Origin of the sequence: Lysinibacillus sp. FW12, assembly GCF_050817245.1 — a bacterium.
Taxonomy (GTDB): Bacteria; Bacillota; Bacilli; order Bacillales_A; family Planococcaceae; genus Lysinibacillus; species Lysinibacillus irui.
Genome location: NZ_CP139094.1, coordinates 3078260 through 3103208 on the forward strand (window position 1 = coordinate 3078260; position 24949 = coordinate 3103208).

At 38.9% G+C, this 24949-nt stretch carries 23 protein-coding genes and 1 other RNA gene; all 24 read right to left on the reverse strand.

Annotated elements, in window-relative coordinates:
- Positions 1-76 precede the first annotated feature (76 nt).
- The 24 genes from SJW71_RS16080 to SJW71_RS16195 all read right to left on the reverse strand — a co-directional run bounded on the left by SJW71_RS16080 (position 77) and on the right by SJW71_RS16195 (position 24509).
- Entirely contained in the window at positions 77-1573 is a 1497-nt protein-coding gene (locus tag SJW71_RS16080; RefSeq protein ID WP_431811197.1) for a carboxypeptidase M32, read from the reverse strand.
- A gap of 89 nt (positions 1574-1662) precedes the next feature.
- Positions 1663-2745, reverse strand: a complete 1083-nt coding sequence (locus tag SJW71_RS16085) for a helix-turn-helix domain-containing protein (protein ID WP_431811198.1) — start codon at positions 2743-2745, stop codon at positions 1663-1665.
- A 269-nt stretch (positions 2746-3014) separates the two neighbouring features.
- Positions 3015-3962 carry a malate dehydrogenase gene (gene mdh, locus SJW71_RS16090; protein ID WP_274796487.1) on the reverse strand — a complete coding sequence of 316 codons (948 nt, stop codon included), beginning with the start codon at positions 3960-3962 and terminating at the stop codon, positions 3015-3017.
- Positions 3962-4330, reverse strand: coding sequence for a BMC domain-containing protein (locus SJW71_RS16095; protein WP_274796486.1), 369 nt, complete (start codon positions 4328-4330; stop codon positions 3962-3964). The genes mdh and SJW71_RS16095 overlap by 1 nt, the downstream gene beginning before the upstream one ends.
- Positions 4323-4607, reverse strand: a complete 285-nt coding sequence (locus tag SJW71_RS16100) for a EutN/CcmL family microcompartment protein (protein WP_008176433.1) — start codon at positions 4605-4607, stop codon at positions 4323-4325. Before SJW71_RS16100 ends, SJW71_RS16095 begins: the two co-directional genes overlap by 8 nt.
- Positions 4608-4643: 36 nt before the next feature.
- Positions 4644-5516, reverse strand: coding sequence for a phosphate propanoyltransferase (locus tag SJW71_RS16105; RefSeq protein ID WP_431811199.1), 873 nt, complete (start codon positions 5514-5516; stop codon positions 4644-4646).
- Positions 5517-5528: 12 nt separating this feature from the next.
- The gene (locus SJW71_RS16110; protein ID WP_274796484.1) at positions 5529-6119 is read right to left on the reverse strand and encodes a phosphate propanoyltransferase; all 591 of its coding nucleotides are present in this window, start codon (positions 6117-6119) and stop codon (positions 5529-5531) included.
- A 178-nt stretch (positions 6120-6297) separates the two neighbouring features.
- A complete protein-coding gene (locus SJW71_RS16115) occupies positions 6298-6576 on the reverse strand; it encodes a BMC domain-containing protein (RefSeq protein WP_004269321.1) in 279 nt (92 codons plus the stop codon).
- A 20-nt stretch (positions 6577-6596) separates the two neighbouring features.
- Complete coding sequence (locus tag SJW71_RS16120; protein ID WP_322606677.1) at positions 6597-8087, reverse strand: aldehyde dehydrogenase family protein; 1491 nt, start codon at positions 8085-8087, stop codon at positions 6597-6599.
- Between the two features lie 15 nt (positions 8088-8102).
- Positions 8103-8753: an ethanolamine utilization microcompartment protein EutL gene (eutL, locus tag SJW71_RS16125; RefSeq protein ID WP_312505513.1), complete on the reverse strand. Its 651-nt coding sequence runs from the start codon at positions 8751-8753 to the stop codon at positions 8103-8105.
- 11 nt (positions 8754-8764) lie between these two features.
- Positions 8765-9772, reverse strand: coding sequence for an ethanolamine ammonia-lyase subunit EutC (eutC, locus tag SJW71_RS16130; protein ID WP_431811200.1), 1008 nt, complete (start codon positions 9770-9772; stop codon positions 8765-8767).
- A gap of 9 nt (positions 9773-9781) precedes the next feature.
- Positions 9782-11152, reverse strand: coding sequence for an ethanolamine ammonia-lyase subunit EutB (locus SJW71_RS16135; RefSeq protein ID WP_274796479.1), 1371 nt, complete (start codon positions 11150-11152; stop codon positions 9782-9784).
- Between the two features lie 5 nt (positions 11153-11157).
- Positions 11158-12582: an ethanolamine ammonia-lyase reactivating factor EutA gene (locus SJW71_RS16140; protein WP_431811201.1), complete on the reverse strand. Its 1425-nt coding sequence runs from the start codon at positions 12580-12582 to the stop codon at positions 11158-11160.
- Positions 12583-12599: 17 nt separating this feature from the next.
- Positions 12600-13100, reverse strand: a complete 501-nt coding sequence (locus SJW71_RS16145; RefSeq protein WP_312505516.1) for a EutP/PduV family microcompartment system protein — start codon at positions 13098-13100, stop codon at positions 12600-12602.
- A 10-nt stretch (positions 13101-13110) separates the two neighbouring features.
- Positions 13111-13452, reverse strand: a complete 342-nt coding sequence (locus tag SJW71_RS16150; protein WP_274796475.1) for a BMC domain-containing protein — start codon at positions 13450-13452, stop codon at positions 13111-13113.
- A 27-nt stretch (positions 13453-13479) separates the two neighbouring features.
- Positions 13480-14724 carry an ethanolamine utilization protein EutH gene (gene eutH / locus SJW71_RS16155; protein WP_274796474.1) on the reverse strand — a complete coding sequence of 415 codons (1245 nt, stop codon included), beginning with the start codon at positions 14722-14724 and terminating at the stop codon, positions 13480-13482.
- An 80-nt stretch (positions 14725-14804) separates the two neighbouring features.
- Positions 14805-15383 (reverse strand): ANTAR domain-containing response regulator, encoded by a 579-nt coding sequence (locus SJW71_RS16160; protein WP_274796473.1) that lies wholly within the window; start codon positions 15381-15383, stop codon positions 14805-14807.
- Entirely contained in the window at positions 15376-16806 is a 1431-nt protein-coding gene (locus tag SJW71_RS16165) for a sensor histidine kinase (protein WP_274796471.1), read from the reverse strand. Before SJW71_RS16165 ends, SJW71_RS16160 begins: the two co-directional genes overlap by 8 nt.
- A 254-nt stretch (positions 16807-17060) precedes the next feature.
- On the reverse strand, positions 17061-18968 hold the full coding sequence (locus SJW71_RS16170; RefSeq protein ID WP_274796470.1) for an ATP-dependent DNA helicase: 1908 nt from the start codon (positions 18966-18968) through the stop codon (positions 17061-17063).
- Positions 18969-19053: 85 nt separating this feature from the next.
- Positions 19054-20190 carry a THUMP domain-containing class I SAM-dependent RNA methyltransferase gene (locus tag SJW71_RS16175; RefSeq protein WP_274796469.1) on the reverse strand — a complete coding sequence of 379 codons (1137 nt, stop codon included), beginning with the start codon at positions 20188-20190 and terminating at the stop codon, positions 19054-19056.
- A gap of 3 nt (positions 20191-20193) precedes the next feature.
- Positions 20194-21939, reverse strand: a complete 1746-nt coding sequence (locus SJW71_RS16180) for a putative bifunctional diguanylate cyclase/phosphodiesterase (RefSeq protein ID WP_431811202.1) — start codon at positions 21937-21939, stop codon at positions 20194-20196.
- A 464-nt stretch (positions 21940-22403) separates the two neighbouring features.
- Positions 22404-22783, reverse strand: an RNA gene (gene rnpB / locus SJW71_RS16185) — RNase P RNA component class B.
- Positions 22784-22843: 60 nt separating this feature from the next.
- Entirely contained in the window at positions 22844-23140 is a 297-nt protein-coding gene (gene gpsB / locus SJW71_RS16190) for a cell division regulator GpsB (RefSeq protein WP_274796467.1), read from the reverse strand.
- A gap of 121 nt (positions 23141-23261) precedes the next feature.
- Entirely contained in the window at positions 23262-24509 is a 1248-nt protein-coding gene (locus SJW71_RS16195) for a ribonuclease H-like domain-containing protein (protein WP_341385881.1), read from the reverse strand.
- Between the last annotated feature and the right edge of the window lie 440 nt (positions 24510-24949).

Consider the following 24949-nt stretch of genomic DNA (forward strand, 5'->3'; position numbering starts at 1 on the left):
CCAATTCCCCATCTGACTCAAAAGGCTTTTTTAAAGCAATAAGCGATTTCTCATTGTAGAGAAATCGCTTGCTTTTTTATAACTGATATAGCTTTGTATATTTTTCTTGTAAATAGTTTGCAAGGTACTTAGCATTTAAGCCTTCCCCTGTCGCTTCTTTCAGCAATTCAAATGGCTTTTTCAATGCTCCATATTGATGAACTTTATCAGTTAGCCACTCTCGAATTGGCAGTAGCTCTCCTTTTTCTAGTAATTCATCAAAATTAGGAATATCCTTGTCCATCGCATGCTTCCACTGCGCCGCATAAATCATCCCTAATGCGTAGGATGGGAAATAGCCAAACATGCCGCCTGACCAATGCATATCTTGTAGCACACCCTGTGCATCCGTCTCAGGGCGAATGCCTAAATACTCCTCATATTTATCATTCCACACTTGCGGCAGATCTTTCGCCTGTAAATCCCCATTGAATAAGTCACGTTCAATTTCATAGCGAATCATGATATGTAATGGATATGTTAGTTCATCTGCTTCAATGCGAATAAATGATGGTTCTACCATATTGATGGCACGTAAAAATTCGTCTAATGCAACATCGCCAAATTGGGCTGGTGAGAAGTGTTGAAGGCGCTCGTAGTTATGCTCCCAGAACTTTTCATTTCTGCCGACAAAGTTTTCATAAAATAATGATTGTGATTCATGAATACCCATCGATGTCCCAGTAGCTAATGGCAGACCTGCAAGTTTTTCATCAATGTTTTGCTCGTACATCGCGTGACCGCACTCATGAATAGTGCCAAAAATAGCTGAACGGAAGTCATTTTCATCATATTTCGTTGTAATACGAGCATCACCATGATTAAGGCCAATCATGAAAGGGTGCACACTTTCATCCAAGCGTCCTGCCTCAAAATCGTACCCAAGCTGCGTTAGCATTTCTAATGATAGCTCACGCTGTGCTTCCCTTGGGAAATGCTTAAATAACATATCTGTATTTGGCTTATTCGATGAATCGGCAATTTTCTGGACAAGTGTCACAATTGATTGACGTAAGTCGCCAAACACTTGATCTAAGACATCTGTCGTCATATCTGGTTCATATAAATCGAGTAATGTATTGTACGGAGATCCGTTTTTTATGCCCCAATAGTGAATGAATCTTTTCTGCCATTGAATGATTTCTTCTAAATATGGTAAGAAAAGGGCGAAATTATTAGTTGCCTTTGCTTCTTCCCAAGCCGTTTCCGATTTTGATTGAAGAATCACGTATTCTTTATATTCATCTGCTGGGATTTTTTTGTTTTGATCGTAATTCTTTCTTACTTCTTGCACTAAACGAAGTGTTACATAGTCAAGATCCGCTTTTTGTGTTTCTAAAGCAGATAAAAGCTCGCCTAATTCTTCACTTGTCTGCATATCAAATAAAGAGGCTGACAATGTGCCAATAACCTCTGAACGTTGCGCTAGCCCTTTTTTGGGTGCACCTGTCCGCATATCCCAATAAATCACATTGAGTGCTTCCTCATAATGTTGCATCTTCTTCACATAGTCTATAAATTGTTGAACTGTCATGCTTTTATCCTCCTTTTCCCGTTATAAGTTTATCATATTTTCGAAAATTTTGTATATTGTGGACCTTTTGGTAAAATGAATCTGACTATTCATTCTTTACTTTTCTCGATAAGTTTACTATATTGACGATCCCCTAATCCATAGTGAGGAAATAAGTAGAATAGTTGCTTTATCAGATCATTTTGAGGCATATCGAGATGTTTTTTTATGTACGTGGTAATCTCGTTCTCCTCCTTTAAATAGTTGAAATATAATTGAACGCCCTGGTACATGACTGGTAAAACTGTAGCCTTTGGAAGACGATGCTGTATCAACACCTGTTCATAGATCTCCATATAATCGCCTAGTACTATCTCCGTTTCTTCCACATCATAGGTCATTTCCTTGACCATATGATAATAGACCTTGCCTTGATACCCTTGTTGTTCTAAGAAAGCAAGAACTGTCAGTAGATTCAGCTGACAAAACATATCGTCTCCAAACCATAAAACAATACATTGATAGTCATTTGTCAACAATGGTTTCAACGGATTCACTGTTATCAGCTCATAATCCTCTAATGACACCTGATGCCCCGTAGCACGAATTTTATTAAATTCTTCACTGAAAATCACACTAGTCGTTGGATTTGTACACATCGCTTCATTAAAAGGTACGTAATCAGAGTTCCCCATTAATTGCTGTTTAGCAAACTCTTCATACATTATTTGTCCATTCAATACATTCAATAACTTTTGATCATATTGGGCATTGATTTTCTCTTGTAACGCCTCAATTTTTAATTTTTGTGAAATATCCATCGTAAACCATCCTCTCTCCCCCAGTAAATTCAGCTTCACGAATGTTTGTAAAGGTTGTGGGGACCTTCTGTAATCGTTTGGACTTATACCAAATGTATTTTTAAAAGCTCTAGAAAAGGATTCCTGAGATGAAAAACCATGATAAAAAGCAATGTCGATGATTTTCTTTTGTGGATCTTTTAAGGCCATTGAAGCAAGATACATTTTTCGAAGTGATCTATATTTTTTGATTGTTATTCCAGTTATCTGGTGGAATTTAAAGGAACAGTAATAAGGGGAGTACCCCATATCCTTCCCTAAATGCTCTAATGAGAATCCCTCTAATAGATGACTTTCAATCCATTCAACCATCTCCTGTACGATGTTGTTCATCCACATCCCTCCTTATTTGATTATAGTAGAAGTGTTAATCGTTTTTATGATATAGGTTGTGAACATAACAAAAAACTGTAGCAAACATTTAAGCTTGCTACAGTCAGATCTCCCATAAATGAGAGTGTTATATATAATAAGGGGAATATTAACTAGCTTTCAGTTATGTTCGGTTTCCAATCAAACATTTTTAAGAGCTATTATGAAGTTTTGATCGAAAGAAAGTTGGGGATCCTATCTTTCAATTTAAAAAATAGATTGTGTTTTCACTATTCAATGTTTTGGCATATGGCAATCACTTGTTTAACAGCCTCTGCTGAATGCTGGAGGGCTGCTTGTTCTTCATTGGTTAGGTGCAATTCAATCACAGATTCAATCCCATTGCCACCTAAAATAGTTGGTACCCCTAAAAACAGATTGTGGTATCCATATTCACCTTCTAATAGGGCTATAGAAGGTATGATTTTTCGTTGATCTTTGATAATGATTTCAACCATCTGTGCACATGCCGCAGCTGGGGCATAATAGGCACTTCCGTTTCCTAGTAAACCGACAATTTCACCGCCACCTTTACGTGTACGCTCGACGATTTGCTGAAGTCGTTCCTGGGGAATTAGCTTTTCTAATGGAATACCTCCAGCATAGGAATAACGGATTAATGGCACCATTTCATCACCATGTCCCCCTAGCACGAAGCCAGAGACATCTTCTGGTGCAATTTGTAGCTCCTGGGCTACAAAAGTATTGAAGCGAGCTGTATCTAACACACCAGACTGACCGATAATCCGATTTTTAGCAAAGCCTGTTTCCTTATGACACACATAGGTCATAGCATCAACTGGATTACTCAACACAAGGACGATACTATTTGGAGCATAGTGTTTAATTTGTCTTGAAACCTGTTGAATAATTTTGGCATTTGTAGTAACTAAATCATCACGACTCATGCCTGGCTTACGAGGGATACCAGCTGTAATAACGACAATATCGGCACCAGCTATATCTTCGTAATCACTCGTCCCTTTAATGGAGACATTAAACTTTTCAATTGGGCCTGTCTGTAGTAAATCCAATGCCTTCCCTTTTGTCGGGTTCTCAGCCTCTGGAATATCGACAAGCACCACATCACCTAATTCTTTTTGTGCTAAAAATAAACTCAATGTAGAACCAGTGTGACCAGCTCCAATAACAGCGATTTTATTTTTACGAAAGGCCATTATTCTTCACCTCGATTATCTGTCGTCGGTGTTGCTTCGGTTGTTTTTTTAGCACGTGCTGATGCTGGTGTAGAGGCAGGCTTTTTCTTTGGTGCCTCTGGGCCTTTAATCATTTGGAATACATCTTCATCAGGTCTCGGAATGACATGAGCGCCTAATAGTTCACCAACACGCATGGCAGCAGCCTTTCCAGCTTCTACCGCTGCTTGTACTGAACCTACGTCACCCTTCACGACGACCGTCACAATTCCACCATCAACGAATTCCTGTTTAACGATTGTGACGTCTGACGCCTTAATCATGGCATCCGCTGCTTCATACGAACCAACTAAGCCTTTTGTTTCAATCATTCCAATTGCGCTACTCATTGTCTTCACCTCTCATCACTTCAGTAGAATCAATAATACCTATAACAACTGCATCGATTGGTAATGGATTTTCTTTCATAATATAGCGTGATGACCCACCGCTTGTAATGAGTACATCATCACCAATCCCCGCACCTATACGATCAGCTGCAACAATTTCTGTGCGAATCGGCTGTTGATTGGAGTCAATGGGTTGAATGATTAATAGCTTTAATCCATTCAGCCCTTCCTCCTTACGTGTTGCCCATACACTGCCTATTACTCTACCCATTTGCATGAACTTCACCCTCTTTATGCGACACAAATTGTCTTACTACTCAGCTCGGACCGTTAATGTTTTATTTAGCTCTCGTAGCTTATCATAAGCCAATGCTGTCACAATCGTTTTCTTTGGTACTACAATTTCTTGTGCTTCTATTTCTAGCACTTCTATTTGTGAAAGTAGCTTTTTATCATAATGATAGACAGATGGTTTCTCTACTTTCTCTACGACTGGCGACTGCACTTTCACTGGTATAGAAGAAGGTTCACTTCCTTGGTGATGTACAATTTCAGCAAGTGTTCCCTGCTGAATTAATCCTGCATTGGCTTCATCTGTATCGATATGCATTTCTAATCGATAACGCTCTGATACACGGATGACCACATTCGATAAAATAATCGGGCGAATTCCTTCTAACTTGATTTGAACAGACTGTCCATCTACTACATTAAATCTCGCACTATCCGCAGGGGACATATGAATATGTGCCTGTGCAATAATAAGTCCTTCATTTAACACGACACTCCCCTTTGGACCGATTAATGTAACAGGACTAGAACCTTGAATATCACCGGAAATTCTTAATGGAGGTTTCAACCCTAATTTCATAGCATCTGTCCAGCTTACTTCCACTTGAGACAACGATCGAGCTGGGCCAAGAATACGTACTCTCTCAATTGATCCTTTTGGACCAGCAATTACTACGGTTTCCTCTGCAGCAAATTGCCCTGGCTGTGAAAGCTCAAACTTCGGTGTAAGCTGATAATTCTCACCGAAAAGCTGCTCCACCTCTGCTTGTGCAAGATGGACATGGCGGGCAGATACACCAATAGGAATTTTACCGTCATGTGGAGGGGAAGATTGATTTTTTAAGACTTGCTGCAGAACTTCTTCCACAATTTTTTGAACCAGATTTTCTTGCATCTTGCCTCCTCCTTACGATGAGATTTTTACTAATTTACCCTGTGCTTGCTGTTCAATAAAACCTGCATTGGCTTCATCCGTATCGATATGCATTTCCAGACTAAAGTCATTGGAAACACGGACGACTACGCCACGGAAAGTAACAGGTCGATCACTTTCAACTTCCACAGAAACCAATTCGTTATTATGCACTTCCAATGCTTTGGCATCTTCTTCTGTCATATGAATATGTGCCTGTGCAATGATAACACCCTGCTCGATATGCAATTCTTTATTTTGGTGAAGGATTTTAATGCCTGCAGAATGGTCAATATCACCCGACTGTCTTAACGGAGGTTTCACACCAAGCTTCATGGCATCTGTTCGGCTGACTTCCACCTGTGTTGCTGGTCTCACTGGTCCAAGTACACGAACATTATGGATAATGCCTTTTGGACCCTCGATAGAGACACGCTCCTTGGCAGCAAATTGCCCAGGCTGTGATAAGTCAAAATCCTTTGTCAGCGTTGCATTTGGACCAAAAAGTGCTTGCAAATCCTCTTCACTAAGATGAATATGACGAGCCGAAATGGCCACTGGAAATGTTTTTGTAGCTGTTGTCACGTTAGCCACCTCTTTATCTCATTAATTGTTTACCTATTAGACAAGATGAGAGCTGTCCTCTGGTAGGATTAACTCTCATCCTAATCCTTTATGCCCTAGCGTAATTGTGGTGGTGTTGTATCCACAGTTTAATTCACCAACAATTGAGATGGGCGTCTTGTCCTAAATAAAGCTAAAATTATGCTTCTGCTTTTGGTAAAATCATTTCTAATTCGTGATGTGGACGTGGGATTACATGTACTGATAGAAGTTCTCCTACACGTTGAGCTGCTGCTGCACCTGCATCTGTTGCTGCTTTTACTGCACCTACATCGCCACGTACAAGCACTGTTACGATACCGCCACCTACATGTACTTTTCCTACTAAATTAACGCTTGCTGCCTTTACCATTGCGTCTGCTGCTTCAATTGCTCCTACTAAACCTTTTGTTTCTACCATTCCTAATGCTGTACTCATTTGTCATTCCTCCAAATAATTTATTTATTTTGTAATGTGATTTGTTTTAATACTTGATCAACAATTTGTTGAACCATCGTCGTGTCAAGAGCAGGCTCCTGTGAGACAACCGACTCAACAACGGATTGTACTTCAAATACTGGTTTTGGTACTTCGACATCTTTAATGCCATAAGCCATACGTTTAATATTTAATAGGTGTCTTGCTGTAATGTTATCTGACGTAATATTACCGCCAAATGTACCACAGCCTAATGTAAAGGATGGTGCTAATCCTGTTGTTCCACCTACTGCACCGATAGATGATAATGTATTGACTACAATACGTGAGACAGGTAATTCAACAGAGAATTGCTCAGCTAATGCTGCATTTTCAGTGTGAATCGAGCATGTATGTCCACGACCACCAATATTTAATAGGTCAATCATGACTTGCTTTGCTTCTGTACTGTTTTCTACTATATAGAGGGCAAAGATTGGTGAAAGTTTTTCAAGCGAAAACGGAATATTTTTACCAATCATCGTTTCTAACCCAACAAGAACTTTTGTATCTTCTGGGACTGTGATGCCAACAGAATCTGCTAAGCAAGTAGCTGATTTCCCGACAATTTGTGGATTTACCTTTCCAGGAACAGGTGAAATTAATTTCTCCATTTTTGCTTTTTCTTCAGCATTTAATAGATAGGCACCGTTTTTCTTTAATTCCGTCTGTACCTGTTCAGCAATCGCCTTATCTACAATGATGGCTTGTTCTGTTGCACAGATGGTGCCATTATCGAACGACTTACTGTGAACCAGTTGACGGACAGACTTTTGGATATTAGCTGATTTTTCGATATAAGCTGGGACATTCCCCGGCCCTACACCATAAGCTGGCTTTCCAGAGCTATAGGCTGCCTTCACTAAAGCACCGCCGCCTGTTGCTAAAATTAAATGAATATCAGGATGCTTCATGAGCTGTTGCGTAGCTTCCATAGAAGACATCGTTAAGCATTGCAGTAGCCCTTCAGGTGCACCAGCTTGTTCCGCCGCTACTCGACAAACATCTAACGCCTCTTTTGTACATTTCACCGCATATGGGTGTGGACTTAGCACTAATGCATTTCTTGTTTTTAAAGAAATAAGTGTTTTAAAAATGGCTGTAGATGTTGGATTCGTCGTTGGCACTATACCTGCGATGACCCCAAAAGGACTCGCAATCTCTGCCACTTTCTTCATCCGATCATAGCCTACAATACCAACCGTTTTTAAGTCTTTAATATCTTCATAGACATCTCGTGAAGCCACTTCATTTTTCATTTTTTTATGATTAGGGATACCCATCCCTGTTTCTTGCACAGCCATTTTTGCTAAACGGTCTGCTTCCTTAAAGGCAGCATCCGCAACAGCCTTCACTATGTTGTCTACTTGCTGCTGTGAAAATTGCATGTAGGCAGCCTGTGCTGTATTAGCCTGTTTAACGGCATCTCTCATTTCTTGAATTGCTAATAAATCTTTGTCTAATGTGGCCATAAAGCCGCCTCCTTTCTAGATCACTGGATTTCTAGCTATATTTTCAATAGCTTCTCTGAAAGCATTTGCCGCAGCCTCGCAAGATGATTGACTACCACTTAATAGGCCGCCACCAAAATTGGTTTCAGACGGAGGGCCAAAGAAAACCTTTAACTCTACATCTGCCGCCTTTAATGCTGCATCTAATCCAACTACTGCCTCTAGTGGCGGTGCGATTAAATAGGCAAGTGGTGTGCCGACGTTTACATTTGCCAGCTCGGCGAGATACGTTCCACAGCTTGCCACTGTATGGGCAAACAAAGCATGGTTTTCATTGTTATTAATCGCCTCGAAGTACGTATCAAACTCAATTTTTTGTTGAATGGCATCAAGTCCGCTACGAATTTCATCAGGCGAGCTTCCTGCAATGATGCCAATCATTTCACCTGATAATGGGCCCGATGCATGAGCTGCTCCCGCATAGAAGCTTTTCGCATAGATAACGTCAACATCTGCCTTTTTCGTTGCTTCATCAATAGCAACATATCCAACATCATCAATGGTCAATGTGACAAGCCCAATGCTATTGTGATATGGCTTTAAATCTAGCTGCTCTGCTAATTCACTGTTGACTCTTGGAATGGTTTGCATCGCCAAAATTTGCGCCATAATTTTTTGAGGATTCATGTTTCAGCCCCCTAACCTTCTTTTGCGACAAGCTCAACGCCACTTGCCTGGTAATGCAAGATTTTTTGTACGACTGTTCCTAAATAAGCACCCGCTTCTAATGGTGGAATACCACCTTTGTGGATATTGGATATCACCATACGCTCCGCTTCGACTGTACCGATTCTTGGCTTGTAGCATAAATACGCACTCATCGATTCTGCGGAGACAAGACCAGGACGCTCACCAATTAAGTAAACAATTACCTCTGCCTGTAACAGCTCTCCAATTTCATCCATCAAAGCGACACGGCCTTTATCAATATAAAATGTAGTACCGATGTCAATATTTAAATTGCTAAGACTTTGTTGAAGTGCCAAGTACACATCCTGCACATTTTCTTCAATGGCACTGGCACTTAGGCCATTCGAAATAATAATCTGCACTTTAGGCTGTTGCTTACATTTTTGTTGAATCAGTGCCTTTGATTCCTCTGATAAACGACGACCTAAATCAGGTCTTGTAATGTATTCTTCCTTATCAGTTACTTTCGTTGTTACTTGAAAAACATCTAGTTTTTGTAAAAGCTCTTCGGAAACTTCACCATATACGGCATCTACCGCAGCAGCATGATCAAGTCGGAACTTTAACCATGTTTTCGTTTTTGGTCTTGTCCCTGCTCTACCAACGCCAATTCGAGCAGGTGTATGTTTTTTTGCAGCCTGCACACTTTCTGTTAATGATTCTGCTTCAAACTGAAATGGCTTAATCGGCACAGCCGTATTAAAAGGTTGTTCTAAAGTAGCAGGAGCTATCGGTTCCGACTGAGGCGCTCCGTGCTGATACAGCTTTATTAACGGTCCCTGTGATGTCGTTTGAGACTCTGTTATTTCTGTCGGACGATTGTCGACTGTATCAAATATTTTAATAAGTGATTGTTCTGCTGGAGGAGCTACAACTTCAGGTGCTTGGTTTCCTGTATTTTTCTCCATCTTTTCCATGACAAGCTGTGTAATTATAGAGACTAATTGATCATTCACTCGATTCACCTACCTTTCAAAAATGGATAAATCGCCAGCTCTTGCTGAAAGTCGACCATTTTCATAAATGCCCATTTTTTCTAACCATGCTAAAAATGCTGGTGCTGGTTTTTTACCAAATGTTTGGAGTAATGTAGCTACATCATGGAAGCTCATCGATTGATAGTTAAGCATTACATCATCACCCATTGGCGCAGCGATAATAAAGTTAACGCCTGCCGCTGTCAGTAGTACACTTAAATCTTCAATATCATTTTGATCCGCTTTAATATGGTTCGTATAACAAATATCTACACCCATAGGGATTCCATGCATTTTGCCCATGAAATGATCTTCTAGACCAGCACGAATAACCTGTTTATTGTTGTATAAATACTCTGGACCGATAAAGCCAACTACTGTGTTGACAATATAAGGATTAAAATGTCTAGCAAAGCCATAATTTCGCGATTCCAGTGTTACTTGGTCAATGCCCATATGTGCCTCTGCCGATAGCTCTGAGCCTTGACCTGTTTCAAAGTAGAATAAATTTGGACCAGTACCTGTTCCTTGTTTTTTAATGAGCTCCTCTGCTTCTCGTATTAAATCAGCAGAAATACCGAACGAACGGTTAGCAATTTCTGTCCCTGCGATACTTTGGAAAATCATATCTGCTGGGGCACCTTGTTTAATTGCCTTCATCTGTGTTGTAATATGAGCTAATACACAGTTTTGTGTAGGAATGGACCAATCATTGATGAATTCCTTTGTAGCCGTAAGCACTTTTTTGACACTTTCAACTGAATCATCTACAGGATTAATGCCGATAACAGCATCCCCAATACCATAGGACAGTCCTTCTTTTAGAGAGGCGATGATGCCATCAATATTATCTGTCGGATGATTTGGCTGTAGACGAGATGACAGCGTCCCTTTTTGACCAATCGTAATATTACACGTTGAAAGTATTTCAACTTTATTGGCTGCATGTACAAGATCTAAATTGGACATTAGTTTTGTAACAGCGGCAATAATCTCGGAATTCATCCCTTTGCTTAAACGCTTTAGCTCACGGTCACCCGTATCATTTGATAAAATGTATTCGCGTAGCTGTTCGATGCTCCAGTTTTTGATTTCTCCATATATTTGCTCATTAATGTCACCCTCAATAATGCGTGAAACTTCATCATTTTCTTGTGGCACTAATGGATTTTCTCGAATATCTTTCACTAACAGCTCACTTAATACAGCCTTTGCTGCGATTCGTTGTTGAACCGTTTCAGCTGCAATCCCCGCTAGCTGATCGCCTGATTTTTCTTCATTGGCCTTCGCCATGACATCTTTTAATGATTTAAAATTATATTTTTCTCCACCAAATATCACCGATAAATTCACATTCATCCTCCTTACTTTGAGTGAAAGGCAAGAGTTTTTACAACAACAGGAACAACGCCAGATGGCAGAACCTCTCCTATGTCGATATAATCACCCGTCTCCACTTTAATTTGATCGATGCAAATAATTGGTACTGTAGAATTAATTGCTTGTATGGTTTGTCCAATAATCTTTGCATAATCTGATTGAATGACTATGATAATTGGTATGTCCTTGGAGCATCTTGTCGCCAAATGCTGCAAAACAGCCTCACACAATGCATGTACATCCTGAAAGCTTAAATACGGCAATTCACTAAAATAGAGGGCAAATGGTGAACGATTATCCTGTATGGAAAATAGATCATCCGCTCGCTCAACAGCTGTCTTTACTACAGTGTTAAAGTCTGTTATTGCATCGTTCATATGGCAGTTGAAGACAGGCACATTTTTTAGTGGTAACACGTCGGCATCTACTTGAATAGTTGCGCCACTTATTTCAGTGGTCTGTGTACCTGCCCCCGTGACTGTTGCTCGTGCTGTTTCCTCTGGTCGCAGCCATAAAAATGATTGAAGCTGCTCATGCTTAAGTAGCGTTTTTGCTAGTTTTTCGCCAATATCATCATACTGACGCTGCGTACAGTCATTTTCATAAATACAGGAGGCTACACCACCTGAAAAGACAATGGCATCAACTGGTTTATGCCAGTTGGGTAAATGTCCTAGTAATAATGGATGCTCTTTATTGGTACATTGTCCATGAAGAATCATGGCAAGTGTTCCAACCATCTCTTCAATACATTGTGAGACGCGAACATCCTCTGCCCCATCACCGACAGCTAACGGATTAGACCAGTTTTCCATCAGTCGCATGAGTGGCGGAGAAATTGATTGAATCTTGCCTTCCTTAAATTCAATCAATCTACCACCAACATGTAAGGTACATGTACCAATGACTTCCCCAAACTGCATTACAGCAATATTCGCTGTCCCACCACCAATATCAATATTGGCTATTACTTTGGATGAATTCTTTGATTGCTGTAAAGTACCTGCCCCCTTGGCGGCGATGATGCCCTCTAAATCAGGACCAGCGGTAGCAACTAAAAAATGACCAGCGCCATCTGCAATGGTATGGACAACCTCTCTTGCATTTTCTTTCGTGGCGGATTCGCCTGTTATAATAATGGCGCCCGTTGAAATGTCTGTTGGCGCAATTTGTGCCAATTGATACTGCTGAAAAATAAATTCCTCAATCTTTTTCATATCAATGATGTCTTTATTGATAAAAGGTGTTTTAATAATTGGACTTTGATGCAATACCGTTTTCTCAATAATTTCAATCCTTGGCACATGGGTCACACCAGCCACATTTTTTAACAAAAAACTACTGACGACCATTTTTGTGGTACTTGTCCCAATATCAATGCCTGCACTAAATATTTTTTCAGTTTTCACCCTACACCTCCCTCTCGCTACTGTGAGCAATACATGAGATACGGACTATCGCGATCCTTAACAAATTGTTGAATGTCTTCATATGTCTTCAGCTGAATCAATGGTTCAATAAACTCGATTCCTAGCTTTTTCCATGAAGAGGTTTTCACGATGGGCCCATGCGTCATAACATTTTTTAATAAAGCTGTAGCCCTTTCTACATCTGCATTAGGAGCATCAATCTTTGTAATAACACCAATTTGTATTTTTGGAATCCCTAAGCTAAATTGCGGAGGGAACACACTTCTTGCTGATGTAGCATCCTGCAAATAAATCACATGAGTTACTTCCAGCGACGTTGCCATAATATTTCTGTAATACATGGGATTTTCAACATATTCACCTGGTGTATCAACAATCCAGTCATCATAAACGAGTGCCTGTGTTTTGTTAGCCGTACTTTCTTTGCCTAACAAAGTATTCATCAATGTTGACTTTCCTGCTTGCACACCGCCTATTATCATTACTCGATTTTTCATATGACACATCCTATGATTTCGTTATTTTTGATGGGGTGTACCCTAATACCTCGGATAAAAAACGATTAATTTCTAACATCGCCATTTCCACTTCAGAAACACTTCCCACAATAACGAGACTACCTGTAAAACGATCTAAAAATCCGAGTTTGACATTGGCAGCCTTTGTCGCTAAATCCCCTGCAATAATCACTGTTTCACTCGGAGTACAAGTCATGATGCCCAGCGCACCTGCTTCTTGGATTCCTAGCTTTTGAAACATATCTGGATCAGGATTGGCAATAAGGTGACTCAATGTTAGCTGTTTACCCGGCACAAACTCCTGAATAAATCGTTTCTTTTCTTCACTCACACGTCATCACCTCACTTTTTTAATCAATTAAGATTTTTGCTCTGTTACATATTCGCCTTCTTTGATAATGCCAGCCTTGCGATCCTCAATTTCCAACCTTAATGCAGTTGGTACGGAAAGCTTATAAGCTAAAATAATGGCAATGACACCCGCTAAAAACTTACCAGCGATAACAGGCAAGATAATAGTAGGCTGGAAATTAGCTGTAAATGATAAGTGATCGCCTAATAGGAATGCAGAACACACACCAAATGCAATGTTAATAACTTTATCTTTTGGTGGCATATGGCGAATCAGTGTAAACATCGCCAAAATATTAGCAATCGTTGCTAAAATCCCCGCACTTCCTACAGAGGATAAGCCTAATTTTTTACCAGCCGCTTCAAGTGGCTTGGAAGCATATTTTCGAATTAAATACACCATTGGGAAGGCACCCGCTAGCATAATACCGATATAACCGGCTGTCTCTAATGCTCGGAATTGATCGATCTCATCTGCCATGATTGGATCGAAGCCCCACGCACCAAAAATCTTTGTAAAAATACCTGTAAAAATCTCAACAATCGAGAACACTAATACTAATTTAATCCCGGCATCCATCACACGTCCGAATAGCATAAATCCTTTAATCATACCGTTCGGAATAAGCTTTAAGCCAAGTGCGATTAAAATAACGAAAATAAATAAAGGTAGTAAGTTAATTAATATTTGTAAAACAGAAATGGCAAACACATATGTAGGTGCCTCTGTTGTACTAATGACTTCACGGACTTCTGTATTGAATAGCACAATCATGATTGAAGAAATAAATGCACCAATCGGAATCGTTAATACGCCGGCCATAATACCTAGCGCCATATACTTATGATCACGCTTATCTAACATTGCAAGCCCCATTGGAATAGAGAATACGATAGTAGCACCAGACATAAATCCAACAACTAGAGCCATGACCCATCCTTCATAAGACTCTTTTAATGCATTGGCTAATTGGTAACCACCCATGTCCGAAGCTAATATTGTCGTCGCTGCTATCGCAGGATCTGCACCAATTAACTCAAAAATCGGACTAATAAAATGACTAATAAACCATGTTAAGTAAGGAATAGCTGCCATGATCCCTGCTGCTGGGACAAAAATATGTCCAACGGTATGGATACCATTCATAAATTCTTTTCCAATTCCATACTCAGCATCTCGGATTGCCCCGATTGCCCCTAAAACAGCACAAATCATAATAATATAAACGATAATCGTTCCTATCATTGCCATCTTACTCATCACCCCTTTTTTAATAAATTTATAGAAAAAAAGGCGCTTTAAAGAAGAAATCTCTTTAAAGCGCCTTTGCTTCAACTATTGACTTGTAAAGTATTAATAATTTGCTGGGCGATATGCACCATTTCCTGTTGGGTTTGCATACTTTCATTGCGAATCCTACGGTAAGCCTCGTCCTCGCTTATATTTTCGGCCTGCATTAGCAAGCCCTTTGCTCGTTCAATGACTTTCCGCTTATCTAATTGTGTTTGCTTATGTAAAATCTCCCCATTGAGACGGTTGAACTTATCAATTTGATGAAAGGCAACCTCTAACACAGGCAACACATTTTTTTCAGAAAACGGTTTCATTACATACCCTAATATATTATCCTGCTTCATGTATAGCAACAATTCTTTTTCACTGTAAGCCGAGATGAAAAGAACTGGTATACCAAGCTGTTGTTCAATAATTTTACTTGCCTTTAAACCATCTAGTTTAGGCATTTTGATGTCCATTAAGATTAACTGTGGTTTATGTAAAAAGGCTAATTCAATGGCTGTTTCCCCATTGTTCGCCTGCGCCACTACTTCATAGCCATTATCTTCTAACATAAACTTCAAATCAATCGCAATCAGTGATTCATCTTCGACAATCATAACTTTCCTAGTCATTTACGATAAATACCTCCTCACTTACAGGGAACTGAACTTGAGTATGTGTACCTTCTTCACTAGGGATAATTGAAAATGAGCCAGCTAAATCATATTCGACGAGCCTTGTGATAATCTCCATACCAAAAGATGCCTTCACCTCTTGCATTCCAACGCCGTTGTCAGAAATATGAAGTGAAATCGTTGAATCTTCCTGCATGAATAGAATATCGATGGTTCCCTCATCACGTCCGATAAAAGCATACTTTAATGCATTTTGCAGTAGCTCGCAAATAATGAGTGCAAGGGATACTGCTTTTTTTGAATGGCAAAATAGTTGCAAATTATCATGATGAAAGGCTAATTGAATAGTCGCTGTATTGGACGTGCCAATCATTTTATGACCTATTTTTTTAGCTAATGCGATAACGTCTACTCTTTCCTCAGCGTTATCCTCGTTTTCTAAAATAAGCTCATAAACCGATGAAATACTATATATTCGATTTAATGCCTCCTGAAAAGCACTTGCATTCGCAGCCGACAAATCATTGCGCATTTGCAAACGTAGAAGGCTCGTTACTGTCTGAAGATTATTTTTCACACGATGGTGAATTTCCCGTATCGCAAATGTTTTCATCATTAGCTCATTTTCTTTCAGTTTAAGCTCTGTTAGATCATGAATAATGAGTAGCGTCACTTTCTCGTTATGACTACGAATCGGAATTTTCTTCACAATAAAGGATTTACGATCAATCGTAATTTCTAAGAAAAAGACATCATCGCCTTTATCATAGACTTCCTGTAAAAACGGTAATATTTTATCTAATGCAACATTGTCAAAGTTTTCTAACCCTGATAGCTCAGAAATAAAATGGTAGCCAGCAGGATTACTGTAAATCACTTTGTTCTCGTGATTTGTCAGAATGATCGATTCTACAAGTAAATCTGACACAACTGGTATTGGCTGAGAGTTTGGTTCTACAATATGCTCAATTAATGCGAAAGGCATATTTTGAAAATCATCTTTCGGTGTCGTTTGCATCTTCACCATTTTTTCCTGAATCAACACTGCTATTACTTGCTGTTGCTCATTAAAAATAGGAATGACATGTTGCTCTACCGTAACACCTTCCTGCGTAATTGCTCTTGAGATGGATGATTTTTCTTTATGTTTAAACGCAGCGAATACGGCTGGTTCAAAACTTTCAAATACGAATTTTCCGATAACTGATTTCTCATATAACCCAATTTCCTTGTTCGGGAAAGCCTCTGCCACAACAATCGCATGTGGTAAATTTTCCAACATGCAATCTATGAACATATAACAATCAGTCAACTCAGCATAATACTTTAGTGTAGCCTCTATTTCTGTTAACTTGTCAATATCCGTTGCCGAAAGGTTTGTATATTTTCTACATAATGATTGAATGTTCGACAGGTTCAACCCCCTATCTAAAATAATCAACAATCAATTTGATTATTCTTAAAAATTCTTGTCATTATTATAAACCTTTTGTGAAATTATTTTCAATAAAAAAAATATTTTCTTTCACCAGATATTGTTGCATTACAAAGAACTATATAGCTTAAAAGAGAAATATTCAACAGTTTTTTAAAATTGAATTATTTAACATCGAGAAAAATATTATTTCAATATATTAAAAAACGAGCTTACCTCTATGGCAAACTCGTTTTTCATTATTTTATTTCTGGGACAACAGCTAATATGTTTTCAAAGGCTGCACGCTGTTTTTGTTCTTCCTCATTCAGCAAAATGTGGATGTCTCCATGATCATTTGATGTCCGAATTAAGCGTCCCATCCCTTGCTGCAAGCGTAATTGCATGAAAGGTAGCTCCACCTCTTCAAATGGGTTTTCAGCAAATGTGCGCTTCGCATCAAATAGTGGATCTTGTGGAGGAAACGGTAAATCATAAATAATAACACGTGTTAATGCTTCCTCTGGTAAATCTAAGCCTTCCCATAAATGATATGAGCATAATGTTTTAACCGATCCCTGCTGGAAGTCTCGGACGATTGCTGAAAGCTCTCGATCTCCTTCGAAAGCCACATACATTCGTTCCATTAGTGGTAATTCTGCTTTAAAGTTTAGCATCGCTTGCTTGGATTTAAATAATATTAATGTTTGCTCGCCATCACGTAGCAATTGCTGAACTCGCGCTGTTTTATCACCTTGACTAAGCTCATGTAAATAGATTTTCATCACTTCTTCATAGTCGAATGGAGAAGGTACTGAAAATGATTGATAATCTCGAATTCCTAAACTATAGGCAATATATGAAAAGTCTTTATTAACAGATAAGGTTGCAGAAGAAAAGACGATTGGAAGCTTTTTAGAGAATAATTTTTCAGCTAAAACCTCTGTAATTAAACGAGGCATAATAACAAGCGTTTCTTCGCCATCTGTCTCCTCTAACCAATCTACTGCATCGCCCTGTGCTATGAAAATACGCAAAGAAGCCTCATATTGTTCTAAGTATTCTTCTGCCATATTTAATTCATATTCGGGAATCATATACATTTCTGATTCAAAGACGAATTCTTCCATCAACGTTTCTACATCTTTTATTAACTGCTTCCCGTAAGCAAGCAGTGTTTTTGATTTGTTTATACGTTTACGATCCTCATTTGAAGCAACGATATCATCACGAAGCTGATCAAAGAATAGCTCATGATCATCCTGTAATTTTTCCATTGCGTACAGTGTACGCTCACGTACGCCATCTACCATCAATCGCTCAAGTAGTTTAACAATGGTTGTTGCCTGTACTTTGTATGTCATTGCTTTTTGAGCAGCATATTCCAATAGATGTCCTTCATCCAACACAATCATCGATACCTCTGGCAATAATGCTAGCTGGCCTTCACGCTCACGCGATTCCTTAGTGGCCAAATGCTCCATTAAAAAATCCTGTGAACAGATAACAAGATCTGTTGATTTACGATAATGTGAGCGATGTAACGTTTGCCCACAGCGATTACGAAGCTCACAAACCGAACATTGCATAATGGCATTATAATTGACCTTTTGCCAATCTTCGTCACTAACAGTCGGATAATCACTACGCTCACCATACGGATGGACAGCGATCATTGAGCCTTGTGCATACACACCATCTGGAATAGAAAAGGCAATATCATCAATCCATTCATCCGTTACTACCTTTTCCGTTTCTTCAAAACGTTTTAAGCATAAATACTGATCTCGCGATTTTGCTAAGCGAACATCAATTTCAAGTCCTAATGTTTTTTGAAGCTTATAAATATCGCCCCCCTCTTTTACGAGCTGGTCGATTAATGTTTCATCTGCGCAAGCAATGAGCGCTGGTTTCCCAGTGTAACGCGCATAGGAAATGGCTGGTAGTAAATAAGCAATGGTTTTGCCAGTTCCCACTCCTGCCTCTGCAAAGAGAACATTTTTTTCTTTTAGTGCTTGTTCTATTTGATAAGCCATAAAAATTTGCTCATCACGGCATTCAAAGCCTTTTTCAGGTAATTCATCATAAAGGACATCACCCATCCAATCACCTAATGAATCAAAAAATGAACGGTCCTTTGATAATGCAAATGGTAAAGATTTACGCAATTAATGTTCCCCCTCTAACTCTCTGGTGCTATTATACGCGACGAAACGGAAGATAAGAAAACAACTTATCTTCCGTTACTATTCGTTAATCTCTTTTAGACTTTTGACCCCAGAATTGATAATAATTTGTTTCTATAAAGCCATTAAATAACTTACGCTTCTTCGTCGCTTGGCGTCCATATAATTCTTCAAAATTTTTCATGGAGGAAAGCATATATACAGACCAAGTTGGATAATTCTTCATCACTTTTCCTAAATCACGGATTACTTGCTCTACGACTTCCACATCACCGATACGTTCTCCGTATGGTGGGTTACCAATCATGACACCATCCGTTAATTGTGTTGTAAAATCACGTGCTTGCATTTGCTTAAACGCGATTAACTCACCAAAACCTGCTTCCATCGCGTTTTCTTGCGCAATGCTGACCATGCGATGATCAATATCTGAACCAATAATTTCTAGTGGCTGATCATAATTCGCTAAGCTTTCTGCTTCATCACGAACCGTATCCCAGATGGCAGCTTTCATCCACGGCCAATCCTCTGAAATAAATTCACGGTTATATCCCGGTGCTATATTTTGTCCAAACATTGCCGCTTCTAATGCAATGGTACCCGAGCCACAGAATGGGTCAACAAACGGACGATTTGGATTCCACTTCGAAATTTGTACAAGTGCTGCAGCTAATGTTTCTTTTAACGGTGCCTCACCTTGAGCCTGACGATAGCCACGCTTATGCAAGCCTGCGCCAGACGTATCAATCGTTAGTGTCGCCACATCTTTTAAAATTGAAACCTCAATTTTGTAGGTCGCCCCTGATTCATCTAAAAAGCCAAGTCGTTTATAATGCTGTTTCATGCGTTCGACAATCGCTTTTTTTGTAATCGCTTGGCAATCTGGCACACTAAATAATTTCGATTTAACCGACTTCCCTGAAACCGGAAAAGCAGCATCCACCGGTAAATACTTCTCCCATGGTAATGCTTTTACACTTTCAAATAATTGTTCAAACGATTTTGCTGGGAATTGTCCAACAACAATTTTTACTCGATCCGCTACACGCAGCCATAAATTGGTACGTGCAATAGCTGTTTCGTCGCCCTCAAAATATACTTTGCCATTGTCAACAGTTGTTTCATAGCCGAGTGCTTTCACTTCTTGGGCAACTATTGCCTCTAAGCCCATTGCTGAAGTAGCTACTAATTGATAGTTTGCCATAGATTATTTCCTTCCTTGATGCTCAATTTCCCAATACTCCATAAACTCAATGAGCTCATTTAATGGTAATGGTTTGCTGTAATAATAGCCTTGAATAATATCACAGTTCATTTTACGTAGTATATCCACTTGTTGTGCCTGTTCAACACCTTCAGCAACAACTTTCATTTTTAATCGATGTGACATTTGAATAATCGCATCTACAACTGCCTGTTTCTCATCTAGTGATCCAATATGTTGAATAAAGCTACGATCAATTTTTAAACAATCTAATGGAAAACGAACTAAATAGCTTAAAGACGAATAGCCCGTCCCAAAATCGTCGATCGAGATTTTAAAGCCTAATTGTTTCAAGCGCACTAACTTACTGACAGTTTCGTTTGCATTATTCATAACTGTTCGTTCCGTTACTTCTATTTCAAAATTGTTTGCTGGCATATTATAGCGTTCTAATATTGTTTGTATTGAATCTAAAAAATTCTGCTGTTTAAAGTGAATGCTCGATATATTAATGGCTACAGGTGTTTTCCAACCTTGTTGTTGCATTTGAATAACTGCTTCACATGCTTTTTCTAAAATAACCTCACTTAACGGAATGATTAATCCCGTATCCTCAGCATAAGGTATAAACTCCGCTGGTGATACAAAGCCAAGCCTTTCACTATTCCAACGTACCAGTGCCTCTAAACCTTGAATCCCCTCATTTTCCACCGAAATTTTTGGTTGAAAATACAGCTCAAATTCGCGATTTTCTACGGCTCTTCTTAACTCTGAATCAAGCAATAAAACTCGTTTTGCATCAGTTTGTAGTTCATCAAAATAAAAGGAATAGCCATTCAATTCATGTTTTTTTGAATAAGTCATGGCTCGATCTGCACAATTAATCAGTTCTTCTGTGTTTTTTCCGTCTACTGGATAAACACTAATCCCAACACTTGTAGAAATAAATACTTCCTGCCCATTTAACATCATCGGTTGTTCTATACTACTAATGATTTGCTCAGCAAATTTTGCTGCTTCTTTGACATTTTTCACATTGGTTAAGGTGATGACAAATTCATCCCCACCATATCTTGCAATAATATCTTTGTTTTTCAGTAATTTTTTTAAACGATTTGCTACTTCTATTAAAATTGAATCTCCTACAGCATGGCCTAATGTATCATTAATTTGTTTGAAGCGATCCAAATCTAAAAAATAAACCGCGTGCTGCACTGAATGAGAAATAGCAGAAGTCGATTCTAAGAGATTATCCATTCTTTCAATATAGGCAAAACGATTGGATACATCTGTTAATGAATCCGTAAGTAAACGCTTTTCCAATTCATGTTCTACTATTTTTCTTTCAGACAAATCTGTGAAAATACCACAGTAATTTGTAACCTTCCCCTCATCGTTGGTTACACTTACAATCGTTAACCATTCAGGATATACATCTCCTGTTTTACGTCGATTCCATATCTCACCTTGCCAAATGCCTTCTTGTCGTATCTGTTCCCACATCTCTAAATAGAAAGGCAATTCATGTACACCCGATTGCAAAACGGCGGGCGTTTTTCCAACCACTTCATCTCGTGTATAGCCTGTCACAAATTCAAAGGCGGGATTCACCATTACTATTTTTTTGTATTCATCCGTAATCATGATACCTTCAGATACATTTTCGAAGATTTTAAGTACTAAGGTCGTTGGATATTTTGAAATCAAATTCAACTTATCCATACTTTCCCAATTATTCACTCCGTTCATGTTTCCGCTCCATCCTATCTCTCTATACTCCCTAAGAAGGGCATTTCGTCAATCGGTATGTAATCCATTACGCCTCAGCGTAAATTTTCGCTGACGCTTCGCTTTCGCGTAGATAAAAATGCATCTAGATTTTCAAGCTTCCTTGAAAAGCGCCACTCCAAAATTTTAGGACACCGGCTGAAATGGAAAGAAGATGTACGTATTCTTATCACCTTTAGGATTGATACCTGAGGCTCGACTTATTTATCTACTCAAGATCTACATACATTATATTGTTACGATAACCGTTTAGATATTGTGACTTAGAAGCGGTAGCGATAGAGAGAGCACTGATTTAGCTATTCTCAAACGTATCGCGCATACCAAGACTTGATTAACAAGGTTACTTTTTCCTCATGAACTCAAAATAAAAGCTCTCCACCGAGTTGGAGAGCGCTTGTTATTCATAGATAAGCATCAAAAAATTCCATAAGCCATGTTTTGTTCCCGAGTACTCAAACAGCTTGCGCCTCGTACGATCAGGTGGTAATCATCTATCTACAGAGCAAACTCTGTCCCTCTATCCGTTCAATTCCTTCTAGAGAGTGCCCCTACCATAATTTGGGTTTCTCACTCGTGGGGTTTACCTCGTTCCACCTTGCAAGTTTCCAAGCAAGCTTCGTCACTGTGGCACTTTCAGGAAGTGTCAACCATATCCAAAGACGTAGGTTTTCCTTCCGCCGTCAGCCTGAACAGCTGCCTTACCTTATTTTTTCAGTAAGCACGAACACTACGGCCATCTCAGAACCGTGTGAGCATGGACTTTCCTCTACGACGTCTAGCGCCGCAGCGATTACCAGAATTTCATGATGATACGAAAGATTATACTAGAGTTTTATGTTAAATACAATATAAATGACTAAATTTATTCGTATAGCTTGCTACCAAATACATGTTTTTCTAAATTAGATAGACGTTTTAAAATATCAAAGTTAGTTGTACCAGCTGTTGCTGAAGCAACTGGTTGTCTCTTTGGTGTACTATCAATTTCCTCTTTTAATTGTCTATTTTCTTCACGTAGTTGGGCCACCACTTTTTCAAACGTTTCATAGTCTTGAATAATTTCATCAAGAAAAGAATCTACATCTTCTACATTATAGCCTTTAAAATTCTTTTTAAATTCCTTTTCAAGGATCATTTTTGACGTTAATTTAATGTCCATTCACATCGCCCTTCCTCACACTACATACACGAATACATTATAGCACACTTCATCACATTATATCGTCTGAAAACACCAATTGTAAGGATAAAGTTGTCGATTCTTGCGCTTACCCAGGAAATTATTTCTTATTTCCTAGTCTGTGCAATCGCTTTTCCCATGAAATTTCCCATTTTTGTTTTTGTTCTGCTCTCCATTGCTCATTATTTCGAATTAGACGTATGCCCTCATGCGTATAGTAAAGGGCCTGCTCATAATCTTTTATTTGATGCTCATAAAGTATGGCTAGCTGCTCAAGGACATGTAACTTTGTTCTTGCTTCTACAAAATGGAGAGAGGCCACAAATGAGTCAATGGCTTCACTATAGCGTTTACTCTTTTTATGCTGTAAGGCTAAATAATATTGAGCATGGCCTGCTTCTAGTGCATCAAATTGAGTTGTCACCTTTTCTAATACCCTAACACTTTGGGTGCTTTCTTTTAAATCACCATACCATTTCCCAATATTAGTGAAGGTTTTTGCGGATTCTTCATGGTCTTCCTCAAACAATAAATGTGTAGAATGACTATAAAGTGTGATAAGGGACAGTAAATCCCACTCGTTATGAAGCAAAACCTTCATAAGGGCATCTGGTATGCCGCTTTTCACAGCATCTAAATAAATAATAGGTGCGAGATGACCTGGAATATCTCCTTTTCGAGAAAAACCAAGTTTCTCTTCCTCCACAGATTTTAATTTTAAGCGCTCCATATCATTTTTCCATAAACGCTTCGAACTATGCAACAAATCTATTTGTCGTTGTGATCGTAATTTCGGTAACGTTTTTTGGTGAAGCGTCCAACGTGTTTCAAGCTGTGGCCAATCAAAGCTTTTTCCATTATAGGTAATAACGGTCGCTGTTTTTTGCCATAGCTTAGATTCAAACAAAAAAGCTGCCTCGTGTGCAGGGTCAGCAAGAATATATTGGGTCAACTCAAAACCTTCCTCTGCCATTTCTAAAAAACCGAGCAGAAAAATATGCGTTCCCACACCCTTTAAGCCGGTTGTTTCTGTATCAAAAAATAATACAGGTTCATTTATATCAAGCGCATAAGGGTGATGAAAATCGGCACCTTGCCATTTTTTCAAGGCATCAAAAAATGACCGTAGCTGATAATGGCCATGCTGATAAGAAAATGGATAGTGTACTTGACGCTTAAACACAATGCCAAAGTCATTTTCAACAACCGTTAGTCCTGCTTTTTGCCATTGCTCTGTATAGCTTGGCTTTGCAGGCTTTTGAAAAGCGGGTTCTTCCACCTTTTGTTGAGCCGCTGGTTTTTTACCAAGCATTTTTTTCATTTGGAGTATTTTATTTTCGTAAGACATGTATTTCACTCATTTTCTGCTTATAGTTAAGACATCTCTCTAGCAAGAGTAACACGATTCATTAGCTCATTCAAAATATTCTTTGCTCTAAACACATATGTAGGAGTTAGCTCGTGATTCTAAACATCCTTATCCTTTTTCCAATCATAGGGAGTTTTAGACCAATTAAAAAGTAATAGGGCAAAGAGCAGCACGATCATACTAATAATCATTATGGATAAGCTTTCCTTTCATTTCAATTCGTCATTTGAAATATATTGAAAACCTGTTCTAAGTAGAAAATAAATGATGGGGTAAAAGAAATAATGTAACTGATCCTTTTTCATATGCTCTGCTCATCCTCTCTTACTCTTTCCTCCAGTAAAACCCGTAGCATGGCGGCAAAAAAATGGAAGAAGGCTTAGGGAACTAACACTGTTATCCCTTAAGCCTTCTATATT